Genomic DNA, 17,048 nt, shown 5'->3' with positions numbered 1-17,048 from the left:
AATGAAAAATATATTAATTGTACTCGGAATCATTCTGGGTATAGCAGTGTTTGCTGCGGGATCAGGGCTTTTTAAGAAAAACAAGTCCAATGCAGTGGAAGTAAAAAAAGAAAATGAGAAAATTATGGATAATAAAAACGTTAAAGAGATTTATTTTGCAGGGGGATGTTTCTGGGGAACCGAGCATTTTTTTCAACAGATTCGTGGAGTTGTAGGAACAGAAGTGGGCTATGCCAACGGAAATACCCAAAATCCTACTTATGAAGAGGTGGTAAGCCATACAACAGGTTTTGCTGAAACCGTGAAAGTGAAGTATGACCCTGAGCAGGTAGATCTGAAACTGTTAATTGACCTTTATTTTAAAACCATTGACCCTACCAGCAAAGATCAGCAGGGAAATGACAGAGGAAACCAATACAGAACCGGAATCTATTTTACCAACAAAACAGATGAAGCTATTGTAAAAGATGAAGTTCAGAAACTGGCGAAAAACTATAATAAACCTTTATTGGTAGAAACTATTCCATTGAAAAATTTCTACAGAGCAGAAGATTATCACCAGGATTATCTGGATAAAAATCCGGGCGGTTACTGCCATATTGAACCGGGACTTTTTGAAATGGCTAAAAAAGCCAATCCGCTTCCAAAGCCAGCCTACCAAAAACAGGATAAGAAAGTTTTAAAAGAAAAACTCACTGCTGAACAATATAATGTTACTCAGGAAAATGGTACAGAAAGACCTTTTCAGAATGAATACTGGAATGAAACCCGTGAAGGAATTTATGTAGATATTACCACAGGAGAACCTTTGTTTATTTCTACAGATAAGTTTGAGTCCGGCTGTGGATGGCCAAGTTTCTCAAAACCGATTACAAAGGCTTTGATTGATGAAAAAATGGATCGTACCCACGGAATGACCAGAGTAGAAGTAAGAAGTAAAACCGGTGATGCCCATTTAGGACATGTCTTTACAGATGGGCCACAGGATAAGGGAGGACTTCGCTACTGTATCAACAGTGCTTCGCTGAAATTTATTCCAAAAGCTGAAATGGAAAGTAAAGGATACGGAAAATATCTTCCGTTGTTAGATAAAAAGTAATGTGAAAGGAAGGCTGCCATCTGGTAGCCTTTTATTTTGGATTAATGTTGCGTTTGAAATCTTTCTTTGATGCTGAGCATAGATACATGCATGAATAGTAAAAAACCAAAGATTATATAATAACTTTCTTTGGGTAGTTTGGTTAAAAATTGTTGTGTTTTTTCAAAAAATGAAGGATTATATTCTTCTCCGGTAAATACATAACATGAAAAAGAAGTATAATCAAGTTGTTGGATTTTGGGATCAACATAGTCATAGACAGCAAAAATATGCCCTGTTTTTTCCAGATCAATGGCATACTGCGCTTGCTGCGCTATTTCCATATCATTCAAAACTGCGACAAAATCACCATAGGTATTATTTTGATCAAAAATAAACTCAATACCCGACTCTTTCTCATTTCTTTTCTGGAGATTTTTCAGTTCAGAAACATATAATTTTGAGTTCTGTTCTGCTGTTCCGGGAGCAACTTTTATTTTCCTGTAATCCCAGTTTCTGTAAGGTTCAAAACTTGCAAAGGTATTTGTGATTCCTTTTTTTTCTTTGGCAGGAAGTCCAATGTCTATAACAGAAATGTTAATCTCTTCAAACTTTTGATTTCCATAATACCAAAAAAGAACAGGAATCAGTATAGCACTAATTAATCCGGGTACGTAGAATATTTTTTTCATGGTTAGTTTTTGAAAAGAATGAAAATATTAAGCCAAAAAAAGTGATCCGAAAACGAACCACTTAAAAATAATCTTTAAATATTTTAATGATAAAATCTTTAATTCTAATCATTGAGATCTACCAATCTCTTTTTCTCAAAATCCAGTATGATCCGAATATAAAAATAGCACACCACACAAGACAGGCAATAAGGCTTTCTGTAGGGTAGTGAAATTCATATTTTACCCCCATCATTTTCATCATATTTAATCTCATCATCGGATTAGGAATAAGGTTAGACATACTTTCCAATGGCAAAAGATGTGTTATAAAAAAGTCATTCTGAATAATTTCATTTCTTTGTGGCCCCTGCATTCCTTTTACTTTAGTGAAAACTTCAACAGCTGATAAAACTCCTTCGCCAATCCAGAAAACAAATAGAGCAAGAAATACAAAAACTGATTTTCTCAATAAAACGGAAAGGAACATTAAGAAACAGAAAAAGGTAAACAGTTTTATAAAGTAGTTTCCAATGAAGAAAATCTCAGCAAAAACCTTTGCAGATTCTTTGGTATTTGAATATTGATAGCCAAGGAATATAGTAATACCAAATACAATCACTGTAGAAACAATGGTGAAAATGCTTATGGTCAGTAATTTTGAACTGATAAATTCTTTTCTGCTCAATCCGTCAATTGTATTTTGTTTGAACATCCGGTTGCTGAATTCCTGTGAAATGGAGAAAACAATAATCAGTCCCAGGAAAATTTTCAATAAGGCAACAATCCATGTAGTAAAGTTCCAGATTTCCGGAAAATTATAGATTCCCTGTTCCTTTAAATTGATGGTATTTCCGAAAAGATCAAAATCAACCAGTCCAATGAAAAGTAAAGCAATAAGAATGGCGAAATAAAGTATCGTGAAAACCTTAAATGGCTTGTAATTCAGGTTTTTGTAATATTCCAGTTTTAATAATTTTATCATGACTAATGGGTGTTTTTTACAAGTTCAAGGAATTGAGATTCAAGAGATAATTTTTTCTTGGTCAAATGAGAAAGATAGATTCCTTTCTCTGCCAGTTTCTGGTTCATTGCCGAAGCTGAAATAGAAGCATCATCACGGATCTGAGCTTTGATAAGATCACCTTCCTGATTGATGGAAGAGAACCATTGAAGCTCATTCAAAGCATTCATAAGTAAGGTGTTGTTGTCTGCTTTCAATTCAAAATATCCGTTGTTGGAAGTCATTTCATCTACTCTTCCACAGTAGATGGAGTTTCCTTCTTTCAATACAATCACATGGCTGCATATTTTTTCAATTTCATCCAAAAGGTGGCTGGCAATAATGATCGTGATTCCCTGCTTGGCAATATCGCTAATGATTTCTCTGATCTGAATAATTCCCTCAGGATCCAGTCCGTTGGTCGGTTCATCCAATATCATTACTTCAGGATTGTTCAGCATAGCTGAAGCAATGGCAAGACGCTGTTTCATTCCCAAGGAAAAGGTTTTGAAAGTATCTTTTCTCCTTTCATACAGATTAACGGTTTTCAGTACTTCATCAATCCTTGAATAAGGTGCTTTTTTTATTTCAGCTACAATTTTAAGGTTGGTTTCTGCACTTAGATAAGGATAAAAGTTAGGCTGCTCAATAATAGCTCCTATTTTTTTTAATGTTTCCGGATCTGTTCCTTTTTTGCCAAACCAGAACCAATCCCCGCTGGTAGGATTAATCGTTGAAAGCAGCATCCCGAAAGTGGTGGATTTTCCACTTCCATTAGGACCCAACAGTCCGTAAACATTTCCTTTTTCGACATCAAAAGATATATTGTTGACTACAACTCTCTTGAATTTCTTTGTCAAATTTTTTACTGATAAAATCTTTTCCATGTAATTTGTTTTACATAGTAGTAGTCTATATAAATTAGAGAATGTTACAGAATTATCATAAATCAATGTCAGTTTATTGGTAAATACATTAAATTTGATAGAATTAATCAACACCTATGAAGCTAATTGAACTGGCAGAAGAACTAAATGTTTCTGCAGAAGCCATAAAACAGTTTATACAGGATTTTGATCTTGAATTGGTAGACTGTGTCAGTACGAATTTTGAAGTAAAAGACGATTTTGAAAAATTTGCCCGCGAAAATGTAGATTTTTTAAGGTTATATGAAAAAGATCTGGACAAGAATAAAACACTGGAGCAGATTGCCAAAGTCATCAATCAGCCTAAAGACAAGGTAGAAAAGGTGATTAAAGATAACAACCTCAATATTTTTGATAACGGTTTTTTCAAATCTTCCATATCAAGCTATGGAATAGATAATAAGTTAGGCGGAAACTACAAGTTTGTCTATGATTATTTCGGGAGTAAAACCAGCCTTCAGCAAAGAGATTTTATAGGATACAGAGATCTGTTTTTTTATACATCTACGGTTCTGGAACCCTTTCTGAATCCACAGCAGATCAAAGACTGGGGGATCAATAAGCCTGCAGGAATTATTTTGTATGGCCCGCCGGGAAGCGGTAAGATATTCTGGGCTAATAAGATTGCTGAAATTATTGGTTATCAGTTTAAGGAAGTTAAAAAACACTATTTGGGAACTTCACTGATTGATGGAAATGAGATCAACTTCAGTGATTTTCTATTAAATATGATGAAGGAAAATAAAATGCTGCTCTTTATGGATGATTTTGATGAAATTATGATGCAGAGAAGAGCGGAAACAGATGTTGCTTCCTGCAATCTTGAAGCTCAGGAACTTATTCTTCATTATATCGGAAAATTTGAAAAAGAAGGGGTTCTTATGGTAGGTTCTGCCAATTCCGTTGCAGAAATTGACGAAGAAATTCTTGCTCCGGGAAGATTCGATGTGATGATCCCTATTTTTCCTCCCAATGCTTCAGAGCGGTCAGAAATCATTTTATATGCCATGACCAGAGGATTGGAGGAAGATTCTTTACTTTACAAAATACTTAAGAACAACAAAGCAGATAAAGTTCCTTTCTGGCATGAAATCTCTTCAAAGATGAAAGCTTTCAGTAATACGATGCTGATAGATTTTACACAAAGTTTAAAGAAAAGAATTAAAAATCTTTATCAAAGAACAAGAAATGAGAAACTGAAAATTGATCAGAATCTGCTGGGTGGAGCTCTAAGGGATGCCGGTTCCAAGCTTACTGAAGAATATCTTGATCAGGTGGCCCGGTTCTTAGCCGATGCCATTATCAATAATTTTGATGATTTTAAGTTTAGAATTCAGGCATTGAAGAGCGAGCTTGAAACCTACAGAGTTGTTGAAGAACCGCAAAGAGCCATCGGATTTCAGCATAATGAAGAGGAAAAAGACAAAGGGTAAGGGAATTCAAAGTTTAAGGTTTAAGGTTTAAGGCTGCGCTGCATCATACATTAATACTTTTTACATTATACATTTTACAAAAAATTACTCATCATTCATTACTCATTACTCATGAACAGCATCTGGGAACTGGACACTTTCTACAGAAAAAGAGATGTCATCATTATTGGTGCCGGGTTTTCCGGGCTCTGGACGGCCATATCCATTAAGGAAAAGTATCCTGAAAAATCTGTTCTTATCATTGAACGGAATACCATTCCTCTGGGGGCTTCAACGAGGAATGCCGGGTTTGCCTGCTTCGGAAGCCTCACCGAAGTCATTGCCGATTCGCAGAAAATGGGCTGGGAAAAAACTCTGGAGCTTGTTAAAATGAGATTTGAAGGTCTTCAGAAAATTCAGCATTATTTCAAAAATGATGAAATTGATTTTGAATTAAATGGAGGCTATGAAATTTTAAATAATGAAGAACCTTTATCCCATATTGATACCGTTAATGAAAAGCTGAAAACAATAACTGGTCTTGATCAGACATATACTTTAAAGCAGGACAAAATACAGCAGTTTGGGTTGGGGAAATCTGCATTTCTGATTGAAAATCCTTGTGAAGGAAGCCTGCATTCAGGGAAGCTGTTACAGAAGCTGCTGGAAAAATGTCATGAGCTGAAAGTAGAATTTTTATTCGGAACAGAAGCTGAACATATTCAAGAAACAACCGTTGAGGTCGAGATTCTTTTTTCCGGTGATATTTCTGTAAAAGCAGATAAAATGATCTATTGCACCAATGCATTCACTTCCACGTTCCTGAAAAAAGAAAATATCATTCCTGCCCGCGGACAAATTATTCTGACAGAACCGATAGAAGGATTGAGGTTGAAAGGAACTTTTCATTATGATGAAGGGTATTATTATTTCAGGAATATAGGAAACCAAATTCTGCTGGGCGGTGGAAGAAATCAGGATTTTAAAACCGAAGAAACAACAGCTTTTGAAACGACAGAATTCCTGCAGAATCATCTGGAAAGCTTTTTAAAAGAAGTCATACTTCCTTATAAAGACTTTAAAATTGTACTTCGATGGTCGGGAATTATGGCTATGGGTGATGAAAAATCGCCTATTGTAAAACAACTTTCAGAAAGACAGTTCTGCGCGGTAAGACTTTCAGGAATGGGGGTTGCTTTAGCCCCGAAAATAGGTGAAATAATGGCTGACATGATTTAAATAAAATGATATACCCATGAAATACTTACCATATGAACGCATTACTTACAAAACAAATTTATCCGAACAGGAAGTTTTAACAAGACTTTCTGGCTTTGTAGAACCCAAAAAAATTGGTTTAGGAAAGAATTATATAAAAGAATATGAAGGTTCTGTGAATAATAATAGCTTTGAAATCAGCAAAGTCATTCAATACAGAAATTCTTTTCTTCCTCAAATAAGCGGTAGAATTCAAAAAGAAAATGATGGGACACAAATACAGGTGACTATGTCATTACATGCATTTGTATTATTTTTCTTATTTGTCTGGTGCTCATTTGCCCTCCTTTTTTTCATAGGTGTATCTGTAAGAGATATAAGAGCAAAAGAAATATCCGTAGAATTTTTTCTTCCTTTATTGATGTTATTATTTGTCTATGCTTTAACTATGATAGGTTTCAAAATGGAAAGTAAAAAATCAAAAGAAGACCTTGGAATAAGCTTTGAAGCCAAAATTCTTAGGGAATCGTGACTTCTAAATCAATTTCTGAAACCTTAATAAACCTCCAACCGGAACTCAAAACTTTAACCCCGCAACTTTAAACTCAAAATACTCCACTCTAAAAGAATTCCTTATTTTTGCAAAAAAGAAACATTCGTGATTAACAACGACCAGATAAAAGAAGTTCAATCCAGAATTGAAGACTTACACAGATACCTTCAGATTGAAAAAAAGAAGATTGAAATTGCCAATGATGATGAGAAAACAGCAGCACCTGAATTTTGGGACAATCCGAAAACTGCTGAAGCATTCTTAAAGCAGCTTCGTTCCAAAAAAAAATGGGTGGAAGGCTATGATGAAATTCAGACACAGTTTGAAGATATACAGGTTTTAGTAGATTTTGCTAAGGAAGATCCGGATTCTGAAAAGGAGCTGGATGAGACATTTCCGCAATTGGTTGAAAAAATTGAAGATCTTGAATTCAAAAACATGCTTTCCAACGAAGGAGATGAGCTTTCTGCCGTTCTTCAGATCACAGCCGGAGCCGGAGGTACAGAAAGTTGCGACTGGGCAGCTATGCTGATGAGAATGTATACGATGTGGGCAGAAAAACAAGGCTATAAAATCCGTGAGCTGAACTTTCAGGAAGGTGATGTAGCCGGTGTGAAAACTGTTACCCTGGAAATTGAAGGGGAATTTGCTTTTGGATATTTAAGAGGTGAAAATGGAGTACACCGTTTAGTAAGAATTTCACCTTTTGACAGTAATGCAAAACGCCATACCAGTTTCGTTTCCGTGTATGTCTATCCTTTAGTAGATGATACGATCGAAATTAATATTAATCCTGCTGACATCTCTTTTGAAACAATGAGATCTTCCGGAGCAGGTGGGCAGAACGTAAACAAGGTGGAAACCGCTGTACGTCTTCGCCACGCACCAACAGGAATTATCATTGAAAACTCAGAATCCCGTTCCCAGCTTCAGAACAAAGAAAAAGCCATGCAGCTCCTTCGTTCAAGACTTTACGAAATGGAATTGGAAGAGCGTATGAAGGCAAGAAATGAGATAGAAGCCAACAAAATGAAGATCGAGTGGGGAAGCCAGATCCGAAATTACGTAATGCATCCTTACAAACTCGTAAAAGATGTACGCTCAGGTCATGAAACTTCAGATGTGGATGCCGTAATGAACGGGAATCTTACCCCATTCTTAAAAGCATTTCTAATGGCCGATGGGACGGCAGTTTCCGATGATGACCTCGACTTATAAAAATCATGTCTGAATTTTAGTTAAAATCTTATAATTAATTTTTGTTTCAGATATTTTAGACCTACTTTTGTTGTTCATCGATATTTATGGAAGATTTCAATAGCTGGAAGGATTTATTAAACCCGGAGTTTTATATTAAAATGGGAGGGTTTTGGCTTATTTTGTTTATCGTATTTGCTGAAACAGGACTTTTTGTAGGGTTTTTCCTGCCAGGAGATTCACTTTTGTTCGTTTCAGGAATTTATGCTGTTGAAATCATCAAAGAGACTTTTGGCTCTACAGGGAGCGATTTCTTAGATACTACATTATTAGCATCGGGAGTAGCGCTTGCCGCTATTATTGGAAATGAAGTAGGATATTATTTTGGAAGAAAGGCAGGACCTGCTTTATATAAAAGACCGGATTCAATGCTTTTCAAGAAAAAATATCTTTACCAGGCGCATGATTTCTTTGAAAAACATGGAGCTCTGGCTATTATTATGGCGAGATTCTTACCTGTAGTAAGAACTTTTACCCCTATTGTAGCAGGAATTGTGAAGATGGATAAAAAAGAGTTTTTAAGAGATAATATTATTGGTGCTGTATTATGGTCATTTATCTTGATCTTTGCCGGACATTATCTGGATAAACTCTTTATGGAGCAGTTTGGAATCAACTTAAAAGAAAAGCTGGAGTATATCATCATCGTTATTGTATTGGTAACAACACTTCCGGTAATCTTCAAGTTTGTTTTCGGAAAAAAAGAAGATCTTTCTAAAAAATACGAAGACCAGGATTTTGAATAAAAAGAAATTCAATCAAAAAATACAGAGCCGTCTCAATATTGAGATGGCTTTTTTATTACTTATGATTTTGAATAAGATTGTTTTTTTAACGCAAAGATTAATTTTTATAGAGTATTATGTAAGATGGCAAAGAGAAATCAATGAAATTGATTCTTTCTAAGCAGATGTATATAATCATTAAGCTTCATCAGTGGCAAAGTCATTTCTCTTTACTTCCTTAAAAAAATAAAACGTTCGAATTATTTATCCTTTGCGTTGAATAGAAGAAAGTTATAAACTTCTATTTCTGACCCATTCCAGAATATTCGGATAGATAATGCTGTCTCTTTTTCTTTTACTGAAAAATCTTGGAGCATGCCCGGCACCTTTCATGAAAATAAATTTGTGCGGCACCTTCATTTTTGTAAGCGCTGAATCCATGGCAATTCCCTGATGCTGATTCACCAGAAAATCATTATTTCCCTGAAACAGCAGGGTAGGAACATTGGTAATATTGGCTATAGGGCTGGCTTCTTTAAAGGCTTCAGATATTTTTTTCCGGTCAAACTTACTGCCTACCACTTTTTGAAAAGTTGGAGAAGTGTATTTTGAATAAAAGGATTTAAGATATTCAGAGCTGTAAAAATCTGTTGGCCCGCTTAAAGAGATGATCTTTTTGATCTGTTCAGCATGCTGATATCCGTAAAGCAGCGCCAAATGTCCACCGGCACTTTCTCCCAGAAGAATATAATTGTTGGGCTGAAGTTCTGCTTTTTCTGCCAGGGAGTTGAATTTTTCAATCGCCAGGCCAATATCCTCAAGCTGTTCTTTGTAAGTGATTTTTTTCTTTGCAGAAACCAATCTGTAATTCATGCTGATACTCGGAATTCTGTTTTCAAAAAGCATTTTCTGAACCTGAATCATGTGTTCCTTTTTGCCTAAAGTCCAGGCTCCGCCATGAACAATAAGTACTACAGGAGATTCTTCAGCATAATCTTTGGGAAGAAAGACATCCATTTTCTGCCTTTTATGGTCACCATATTTCAAATTGTAAATCTTCTGCTGACCTCCCGGACCTACCCAGACTCTGAACTTTGTATTGCAGGACTGCAGCAGAAAACCGAAGCATCCCATTACAAAAAAATGATACCTGAGAATGAGCTTTTTCATACTTAAAATTACAAAAAAATCTATGGATTATGACACAACCAATGCGTGATTATAACTTTTCTGCTGTTTTTGAGGAAAGCCCTTTTTTGATTGTAATAACGTCTTTTTCTCCCTTTTTTAAAATAAAAGAAATTTCAGTGTCATCATCCTGCAGGAAAAATACATCCTCTTTTTCAGCCAGCATTCTTACTTTAGGATCTTTATTGTTTTGTATAAAAAGCTGACCGTTTTCATATAAAATATGAATCAAACTATCATCGGCAAGCTTATAGTCACCCACGTATTTTTTAAGTATATCAGCACTTAGCACGGCTTCTTTTTGAGGTTGTGGAAGTGTATAAGGCTGTTCTAAAAGAGCGGCTAAAATAGTGTTGCCTGCTTTCTCCAGTTTTTTACTTGTGATATTGTTCAAAAGAATTATACATAGATCATCCTCAGGAAGCATGGCGAAATAACTTGTGGAACCTTCTATATTTCCACCATGATTGATAAGTTTTTTCCCATAAAGATCATCAATAAACCAACCGTAGCCATAGCCACTCAAAAAAGGTGTTGTAGCTTTTTTAAATGCTTCTTTGGATACAATTTTATAGTCTCTTAAACCCTTATAGTAATTGTACAGGTCTTCAACGGTACTGTAGATCTGTCCTGCAGGACCGGTTAATGTGGAATTCCATACTTCAGTTTTTTCCCGTCTTGTTTTTGAAATATAAGAATAGGGTACCGTTTTGTATGGGCTTTTCAGAGCTAGATAATTAAAGCCTGTATGTGTCATCTTTAAAGGATTTAAGATGATTTCTCTTATTGCCTCTTCATAAGAAAGTCCGGTTACTTTTTCAATAATCATTCCCAGTAAAATATATCCTGAATTGGTATATGAGAATTGAGTGCCGGGCTCAAAATCCAAGGGCTCATTTTTAAAAAAAGAAAGCTCTTTGTCTTTGGGTATAGATTTTCCGGTGTGGAGCAGACTGAAATACTCTTTATTTCGCAATACTTCATAAATTCCGGAAGTATGGGTAAGGAGATGCTCAATGGTGATTTCATTTCCTCTCGGATAATCAGGAATAAACTTTGAAATCGGATCTTTAACAGAAAGTTTACCCTCTTCGTTTAGCTTTATAATAATTAAGGCTGTGAAAGATTTGGTTAAAGAAGCAATCTGATAAACACTCTGGTCCTGATTGAGTATCTTTTTTTCTGCATCCTGCCAGCCGTAAGATCTTTCAAAAATGTTTTTATTCTGATAATGGACCAAAGCAGTTCCATTAAATTTATTAATTGCAGCATAGGCCTTTATAATGCTGTCTATTTCTTCTTTTTTCTTTTCCTGATCAAAACCGCTGAAATTAGCTTGTGTCTGGGCTTCTGAAGTGGAACAGAATGTACTGAACAGATAAAGCAAACACCCTAAGGCTAAAATATGAAATTGACGTTGCATAGGTATCAGGTTTTAAAAACGGTTAAAATTAGCTTAATATTGATAGTGCACAATTCTGTGTCTGTTAAGGGCTTGAAAATCATACCTGGCAGAAATGTCAGAGGTTATTTCGACTATTGTTTAGGATTATAGGTCTTCAGCATAGCGGCTCAGAGAATTATTGTATCTGGGCAAATGTTTTGAAATTGCTTTTAATACTATAGACAGCGCTTCTTTAGTCTCTCCTGCTGAAGAAAGGGACAGGGCTAAAAAAGAGTCTACAGCATCATTCAGTTCATCAGAATAATTAGCTTTTTCTTCCCTTAAAATATGAATACTTTCTTCCAGTTTTCCATTATTTCTTAGGGTACTTGCCAGCTGGATTCTTGCTCTTCTTCTTCGTAAACCAGTTAAACCCTTATCTAGCGCAGATCTGTACAAAGGTTCCGCTTCCTTTTCATGTCCGGTCGAGTCAAAAGCACAGGCTCTTTCAAAATCAGCAATAGCCTGGAAATCCGTTAATAATTCTACATGATTTTTAATTTGGTGAATAAACTCTTCATTGGGTATTGTTCCAAGTTTTAGCCATATACTTTGTAATTGGGTTTCCCAGTTTTCATCCATCGGATAGATTTTAAACAAAGATATAAAATATTGAAAATTGAGCATTGCTTAATCACTCTTATAATTTTTAAAATAATTGTAGGATTATGAATCCAAAAACGGAATTAAATATTTATTTTTGCTAGACTTAACAAAGATTAAAAAATTATTAAAATATGGCATCAGGCTTTTTTGCAATTTTAGATGATATTGCAGCATTGATGGATGATGTAGCAGTTACCAGCAAGATTGCTACCCAAAAGACAGCAGGGATTTTAGGAGATGACCTTGCTGTAAATGCAGAAAAAGCCACCGGCTTTCTTTCTTCAAGGGAAATTCCTGTTCTATGGGCAATTACTAAAGGTTCTTTTATCAACAAACTGATCATTTTGCCTGTCGTTTTTTTACTCAATTGGCTGTATGCTCCGGCTATCAATTATGTATTGATCCTTGGAGGATTCTATCTGGCCTTTGAAGGAGTTGAAAAAATAATAGAATTTCTTTTTCATCGTGAAAAAAAGGGTCATGAAGTTATAGAGGAAATTGTAGAAGACGAAAAAAGTTCTGAAGAAATAGAAAAAGAGAAAGTAAAGTCTGCTATTACAACGGATTTTATTTTATCAATCGAGATCGTTATTATTGCTTTAGGAACCGTATTGGAAGAAAGTCATCCTTTCATTACGCAGATTTTAGTAACGAGCCTGGTGGCGTTTATTGCGACTGTTGGAGTTTATGGAATTGTAGCTTTGATTGTAAGAATGGATGATGCGGGCTTTAAATTAATTAAAAAAAGTAATGATAAAGGTTTTTTCGGGAGGCTTGGGCATCTATTAGTGAAGGCTTTACCTATTGTTATTAAAATATTAGGAGTTGTCGGAACAATTGCTTTAATAATGGTTGCTGGTGGAATTTTTCTACACAGAGTAGAATTTTTTCATGGCATACTTCCAACCTGGCCGGATGTTTTGAAAGAGCTTACGCTTGGAGTTGCTGGCGGATTGGCAGCGGTTGCTGTCTTCACTTTAGGAAAAGGAATCTATTCCCTGGCGATAAAAAAATAAAATAAAACAGAATTAGAATTAAATAACCAAAAAAATCCTGTATTCGTGAGAGTACAGGATTTTTTATGATTGGGCTCAAGATTTAAACCTTGAATTTTAAATTTTGAACTTAAAAAAAAGAGACTTGCAAAAAGTCTCTTTTATATATTAATTGAATAAATCTTTTACTTTATCAAAAAAAGTTTTTTCCTTTCCGGATGGTTCTGCAACCATTTCTCCGCTGGACATCTGCTTTTCAAAGAAGTCTTTCTGATCTTTGGTAAGCTTTTGAGGGGTCCATACATTGATGTGGATAAACATGTCTCCTTTACCATAACTGTCGATGCTTGGAAGCCCTTTTCCTGCCAATCTTAAGATTTTTCCGGATTGGGTTCCCGGATCAACGGTAATTTTTACTTTTCCGCCAACAGTAGGAATTTCTTTTTTAGTTCCTAAAGCTGCTTCAGCAAATGAAACATAAAGTTCCTGATGAAGATTATCTCCTTCTCTCTTGATCGTTTGATCTACTTCCTCTTCAATGATCACCAATAAATCTCCCGGAATTCCACCAAATGGAGCATCATTTCCTTTTCCTCTTACATTAAGCTGAATACCGTCTCTTGCCCCTGCAGGGATATTGATTGTGATTTCCTCTTCATCTTTGATAAGACCTTGTGCATTGGCTCCTGCAGGAATCTTGTCAGCAACTTTTCCAATTCCCTGGCAAGTACTACAGGTTGTTTGAGTCTGCATTTGACCGAACATGGTATTCATTACTTTTAACTGAACACCGGAACCATTACAGGTAGGACATGTTTTTGAAGTGGCACCTTCTGCCATCTTCATTTTCTTTACTTTGATGGTTTTCTGAGTACCATTTACCATTTCCTCAAGGTTCAGCTTGATTCTGATTCTTAAATTAGAACCTTTCACCTGCTGACGGCCTCCACCGCCGCCACCGAATCCTCCGAAACCACCACCAAAAATATCTCCAAACTGGCTGAAAATATCCTCCATGTTCATTCCGCCTCCGAAGCCTCCGCCTCCAAAACCACCGTTTCCACCTACTCCGGCATGACCGAACTGGTCATATCTTGCACGTTTCTGATCGTCGCTCAGGACTTCGTAAGCTTCAGCAGCTTCTTTAAACTTTTCTTCAGCCTCCTTATCACCAGGATTTTTATCCGGGTGAAATTTGATAGCCATTTTACGGTATGCTTTTTTTATTTCGTCGGCCGATGCAGATTTGCTGATCTCAAGAACCTCGTAATAATCTCTTTTTGACATGACAATTTTATAATTGATTGTTGATAAATGATAAAAGATATTGTAAAGCTAATAAGTGAAACATTCATCAATTATCACTCACCATTTATCATTTATTAATTTTAATTTCCTGTTACTACTTTTGCAAAACGGATTACTTTATCACCTAAAGTATATCCCGTTTCAATAACGTCTACGATTTTTCCTTTCAAATCTTCTGACGGAGCAGGGATCTGAGTAATCGCTTCATGGAAATCAACATTAAAGCTGTCACCAGCTCTTACTTCCATTGTTTGTAAGCCTTTTTCAGTAAGTTTATTTTTGAATTTCTGATAGATCAGTTCCACCCCTTGAAGGTCAGCCGGATTTCCGTTTTTAGCAATTTCCTTTAATGCTCTTTCAAAATCATCCAAAACTCCTAGCATTGAAACCATCATCTCCTGGTTCGCATACTGGAAGAATTCCATCTTTTCTTTGCTTGTTCTTTTTTTATAGTTTTCGAATTCAGCATACAATCTGATGTAACGGTCTTTTTCTTCTGCCAAAAGTTCCTCCGGCGAAGGAGCAGCTGTCACATTGTCCTGAGATGTTGCGTCATTCTGAATAGTGTTTTCTTCCTGATTATTGATGCTTTCTTCGTTAATATCCTGGTTTTCCATAATTCAATATTTATTTACTGATTGTTTGACAAAGAGCCTGCCAAATCTGAAATCTGGACATTAAGGCAGAAAAATAGGTAATGGTGAATAGTGAATAAATGAATTCGCTGCGCTTGTGAATTTGCTGTAGCTTGAGATTTAAAAATTGACTTTGCAAAGCAAAAATTGACTATTGACCATTCACTTTAGTTATAATCAATTGTGAATACGTCAATTCGCTACACTTGTGAATTTGTAGATGTATAATTTAAAAATTGACTTTGCGAAGCAAAAATTGACCATTGATCATTCACTTTAGTTATGATCAATTGTGAATACGTCAATTCGTTACGTTTGTGAATTTGCTGTAGCTTGAGATTTAAAAATTGACTTTGCAAAGCAAAAATTGACCATTGACCATTCACTTTAGTTATAATCAATTGTGAATACGTCAATTCGCTACGCTTGCGAATTTGTAGATGTATAATTTAAAAATTGACTTTGCGAAGCAAAAATTGACCATTGACTATTCACTTTAGTTATGATCAATTTTAAATACGTCAATTCGTTACATTTGTGAATTTGCTGTAGCTTGAGATTTAAAAATTGACTTTGCGAAGCAAAAATTGACCATTGACCATTCACTTAATAATGCCCAATAGTCAATCTAAAAACTATAGTTGTATTTTTTATTCTCCTGTAAACGTTTGATACAAAAGATACAGGTTTAAAACAATGATAATAATAGAAATTGCCCATACGCAGATTTTGAGAAACGGTTTGTTGACAAATTCTCCCATTTTCGCTTTATCATTAGTAAACATTACCAATGGGACAACAGCAAAACTCAGCTGCATGGATAAAATCACCTGGCTTAAAACCAACAATTCGGTTGTTCCCTGTTCGCCATAAAGAATAGCGACAATAAGGGCCGGAATTACAGCAATAAGTCTTGTGATAAGTCTTCTCAGCCATGGTTTTAATCTGATATTTAAAAAACCTTCCATTACGATCTGTCCTGCAAGAGTTCCTGTCAACGTAGAATTTTGCCCGGATGCCAATAAAGCAATAGCAAACGCAATACTTGCCATGGAAGCTCCTAAAATTGGAGTCAGCATTTTATAGGCATCATGGATATCTGCAACATGCTCATTTCCTGTTGTATGGAATGTGGCCGCTGCCAGAATAAGGATTGCGGCATTAATGAAGAATGCCAGCATCAATGAAACCGTGCTGTCCAGAGTAGCAAACTTTATAGCTTCTTTTTTTCCTGCCGTATCTCGGGTATAATCCCTGGTCTGTACAATACTGCTGTGCAGATACAGGTTGTGGGGCATCACTGTAGCTCCTAAGATCCCGATGGCGATATAAAGCATTGCGGGATTCTGAATGATTTCCTTTTGTGGAACCAATCCTCCCAGAATTTCATTGAAAGCAGGTTTAGAAATAACGATTTCATAGACAAAACAGGCCAGAATAATGAATATAAGACCTCCTACAATACTTTCAATCCATCGGAAACCTTTGGCCTGAAGTAAGAGAATAATCAAGACATCCACTGTGGTGATGACAATTCCCCAGGTCAGCGGAATATGAAATAACAGGTTTAATGCAATGGCGGAACCAATAACCTCGGCGAGATCACAGGCGGCAATGGCTATTTCACAAAATACCCAAAGAATAAAATTGGTAGTAGGGCTGAAGTGATCTCTGCAGGCCTGTGCAAGATCTCTTTCGGCAACCACTCCGAGTTTCACGGATAAATGCTGGAGAACCATTGCGAAAATATTGGAAATAAGAATTACGGATAGCAGGGTATACCCAAACTGGGCTCCTCCGGCGATATCCGTAGCCCAGTTTCCCGGATCCATATATCCTACGGCAATCATCAGCCCTGGTCCTGCAAATGCAAGATACTTCCTCCAGAAATTTGCATTTTTAGGAACTTTGATAGATGAGTAAACCTCTGATAAGGAATGAGATGTTTTATCTTTTCGCCAGGCGTTTTTTATATTGAAATTCATAAATGTTAGAAATGACTAACAAATTTAATTAAATAAATGTAAAC

At 35.9% G+C, this 17,048-nt stretch carries 16 protein-coding genes; 7 read left to right on the top strand and 9 right to left on the bottom strand.

Annotated elements, in window-relative coordinates:
• The first annotated feature begins 1 nt into the window (after position 1).
• Positions 2-1,099 carry a peptide-methionine (R)-S-oxide reductase MsrB gene (msrB, locus tag FW781_RS14890; protein ID WP_149388149.1) on the top strand — a complete coding sequence of 366 codons (1,098 nt, stop codon included), beginning with the start codon at positions 2-4 and terminating at the stop codon, positions 1,097-1,099.
• 41 nt (positions 1,100-1,140) lie between these two features.
• On the opposite strand, the gene FW781_RS14885 is transcribed toward msrB, so the two are convergent.
• From FW781_RS14885 to FW781_RS14875, 3 genes are all read right to left on the bottom strand, one after another.
• Complete coding sequence (locus FW781_RS14885; protein ID WP_149388148.1) at positions 1,141-1,770, bottom strand: hypothetical protein; 630 nt, start codon at positions 1,768-1,770, stop codon at positions 1,141-1,143.
• A gap of 118 nt (positions 1,771-1,888) precedes the next feature.
• Positions 1,889-2,734, bottom strand: coding sequence for an ABC transporter permease (locus FW781_RS14880; RefSeq protein WP_149388147.1), 846 nt, complete (start codon positions 2,732-2,734; stop codon positions 1,889-1,891).
• 2 nt (positions 2,735-2,736) lie between these two features.
• Positions 2,737-3,639 carry an ABC transporter ATP-binding protein gene (locus FW781_RS14875; protein WP_149388146.1) on the bottom strand — a complete coding sequence of 301 codons (903 nt, stop codon included), beginning with the start codon at positions 3,637-3,639 and terminating at the stop codon, positions 2,737-2,739.
• Between the two features lie 116 nt (positions 3,640-3,755).
• Between FW781_RS14875 and FW781_RS14870 the strand changes: the two genes are divergently transcribed.
• The 5 genes from FW781_RS14870 (at position 3,756) to FW781_RS14850 (ending at position 8,864) form a co-directional block, all read left to right on the top strand.
• Positions 3,756-5,111 (top strand): ATP-binding protein, encoded by a 1,356-nt coding sequence (locus FW781_RS14870; RefSeq protein ID WP_149388145.1) that lies wholly within the window; start codon positions 3,756-3,758, stop codon positions 5,109-5,111.
• 111 nt (positions 5,112-5,222) lie between these two features.
• Positions 5,223-6,329, top strand: coding sequence for an NAD(P)/FAD-dependent oxidoreductase (locus FW781_RS14865; RefSeq protein WP_149388144.1), 1,107 nt, complete (start codon positions 5,223-5,225; stop codon positions 6,327-6,329).
• A gap of 16 nt (positions 6,330-6,345) precedes the next feature.
• Positions 6,346-6,840 carry a hypothetical protein gene (locus FW781_RS14860; protein WP_149388143.1) on the top strand — a complete coding sequence of 165 codons (495 nt, stop codon included), beginning with the start codon at positions 6,346-6,348 and terminating at the stop codon, positions 6,838-6,840.
• A 126-nt stretch (positions 6,841-6,966) separates the two neighbouring features.
• Entirely contained in the window at positions 6,967-8,079 is a 1,113-nt protein-coding gene (prfB, locus tag FW781_RS14855; protein ID WP_047381300.1) for a peptide chain release factor 2, read from the top strand.
• 86 nt (positions 8,080-8,165) lie between these two features.
• Positions 8,166-8,864, top strand: a complete 699-nt coding sequence (locus FW781_RS14850; RefSeq protein WP_149388142.1) for a DedA family protein — start codon at positions 8,166-8,168, stop codon at positions 8,862-8,864.
• A gap of 270 nt (positions 8,865-9,134) precedes the next feature.
• Here FW781_RS14850 and FW781_RS14845 read toward each other — a convergent pair whose 3' ends face one another.
• From FW781_RS14845 to FW781_RS14835, 3 genes are all read right to left on the bottom strand, one after another.
• Positions 9,135-10,013 carry an alpha/beta hydrolase gene (locus FW781_RS14845; protein ID WP_149388141.1) on the bottom strand — a complete coding sequence of 293 codons (879 nt, stop codon included), beginning with the start codon at positions 10,011-10,013 and terminating at the stop codon, positions 9,135-9,137.
• A gap of 49 nt (positions 10,014-10,062) precedes the next feature.
• A complete protein-coding gene (locus FW781_RS14840; RefSeq protein ID WP_149388140.1) occupies positions 10,063-11,454 on the bottom strand; it encodes a serine hydrolase in 1,392 nt (463 codons plus the stop codon).
• Positions 11,455-11,580: 126 nt separating this feature from the next.
• The gene (locus tag FW781_RS14835; RefSeq protein WP_228720204.1) at positions 11,581-12,057 is read right to left on the bottom strand and encodes a tetratricopeptide repeat protein; all 477 of its coding nucleotides are present in this window, start codon (positions 12,055-12,057) and stop codon (positions 11,581-11,583) included.
• Positions 12,058-12,212: 155 nt separating this feature from the next.
• On the opposite strand from FW781_RS14835, the gene FW781_RS14830 reads away from it, so the two are divergent.
• Positions 12,213-13,097 (top strand): DUF808 family protein, encoded by an 885-nt coding sequence (locus FW781_RS14830; protein ID WP_149388138.1) that lies wholly within the window; start codon positions 12,213-12,215, stop codon positions 13,095-13,097.
• Positions 13,098-13,244: 147 nt separating this feature from the next.
• Here the strand turns inward: FW781_RS14830 and dnaJ are convergent, their stop codons facing one another.
• The 3 genes from dnaJ to FW781_RS14815 form a co-directional block, all read right to left on the bottom strand.
• Entirely contained in the window at positions 13,245-14,363 is a 1,119-nt protein-coding gene (gene dnaJ / locus FW781_RS14825; protein WP_047381308.1) for a molecular chaperone DnaJ, read from the bottom strand.
• 101 nt (positions 14,364-14,464) lie between these two features.
• Complete coding sequence (locus FW781_RS14820; RefSeq protein WP_394349733.1) at positions 14,465-15,004, bottom strand: nucleotide exchange factor GrpE; 540 nt, start codon at positions 15,002-15,004, stop codon at positions 14,465-14,467.
• 665 nt (positions 15,005-15,669) lie between these two features.
• A complete protein-coding gene (locus tag FW781_RS14815) occupies positions 15,670-17,004 on the bottom strand; it encodes an Nramp family divalent metal transporter (RefSeq protein WP_149388136.1) in 1,335 nt (444 codons plus the stop codon).
• Between the last annotated feature and the right edge of the window lie 44 nt (positions 17,005-17,048).

The sequence above is a fragment of the Chryseobacterium panacisoli genome (assembly GCF_008274625.1).
GTDB lineage: Bacteria > Bacteroidota > Bacteroidia > Flavobacteriales > Weeksellaceae > Chryseobacterium > Chryseobacterium panacisoli.
The sequence above is the reverse complement of the archived record's forward strand: the minus strand, read 5'-3'. Positions and strand labels throughout refer to the sequence as shown.

What these genes read in the sequence shown, in the direction of transcription:
- FW781_RS14860 (WP_149388143.1), top strand. Translation starts at nt 6,346, where the DNA reads ATGAAATACTTACCATATGAACGCATTACTTACAAAACAAATTTATCC.
- FW781_RS14840 (WP_149388140.1), bottom strand. Translation starts at nt 11,454, where the DNA reads ATGCAACGTCAATTTCATATTTTAGCCTTAGGGTGTTTGCTTTATCTG.
- FW781_RS14845 (WP_149388141.1), bottom strand. Translation starts at nt 10,013, where the DNA reads ATGAAAAAGCTCATTCTCAGGTATCATTTTTTTGTAATGGGATGCTTC.
- FW781_RS14880 (WP_149388147.1), bottom strand. Translation starts at nt 2,734, where the DNA reads ATGATAAAATTATTAAAACTGGAATATTACAAAAACCTGAATTACAAG.
- dnaJ (WP_047381308.1), bottom strand. Translation starts at nt 14,363, where the DNA reads ATGTCAAAAAGAGATTATTACGAGGTTCTTGAGATCAGCAAATCTGCA.
- FW781_RS14875 (WP_149388146.1), bottom strand. Translation starts at nt 3,639, where the DNA reads ATGGAAAAGATTTTATCAGTAAAAAATTTGACAAAGAAATTCAAGAGA.
- FW781_RS14885 (WP_149388148.1), bottom strand. Translation starts at nt 1,770, where the DNA reads ATGAAAAAAATATTCTACGTACCCGGATTAATTAGTGCTATACTGATT.
- FW781_RS14830 (WP_149388138.1), top strand. Translation starts at nt 12,213, where the DNA reads ATGGCATCAGGCTTTTTTGCAATTTTAGATGATATTGCAGCATTGATG.
- FW781_RS14870 (WP_149388145.1), top strand. Translation starts at nt 3,756, where the DNA reads ATGAAGCTAATTGAACTGGCAGAAGAACTAAATGTTTCTGCAGAAGCC.
- FW781_RS14835 (WP_228720204.1), bottom strand. Translation starts at nt 12,057, where the DNA reads ATGGATGAAAACTGGGAAACCCAATTACAAAGTATATGGCTAAAACTT.
- msrB (WP_149388149.1), top strand. Translation starts at nt 2, where the DNA reads ATGAAAAATATATTAATTGTACTCGGAATCATTCTGGGTATAGCAGTG.
- FW781_RS14815 (WP_149388136.1), bottom strand. Translation starts at nt 17,004, where the DNA reads ATGAATTTCAATATAAAAAACGCCTGGCGAAAAGATAAAACATCTCAT.
- FW781_RS14865 (WP_149388144.1), top strand. Translation starts at nt 5,223, where the DNA reads ATGAACAGCATCTGGGAACTGGACACTTTCTACAGAAAAAGAGATGTC.
- FW781_RS14850 (WP_149388142.1), top strand. Translation starts at nt 8,166, where the DNA reads ATGGAAGATTTCAATAGCTGGAAGGATTTATTAAACCCGGAGTTTTAT.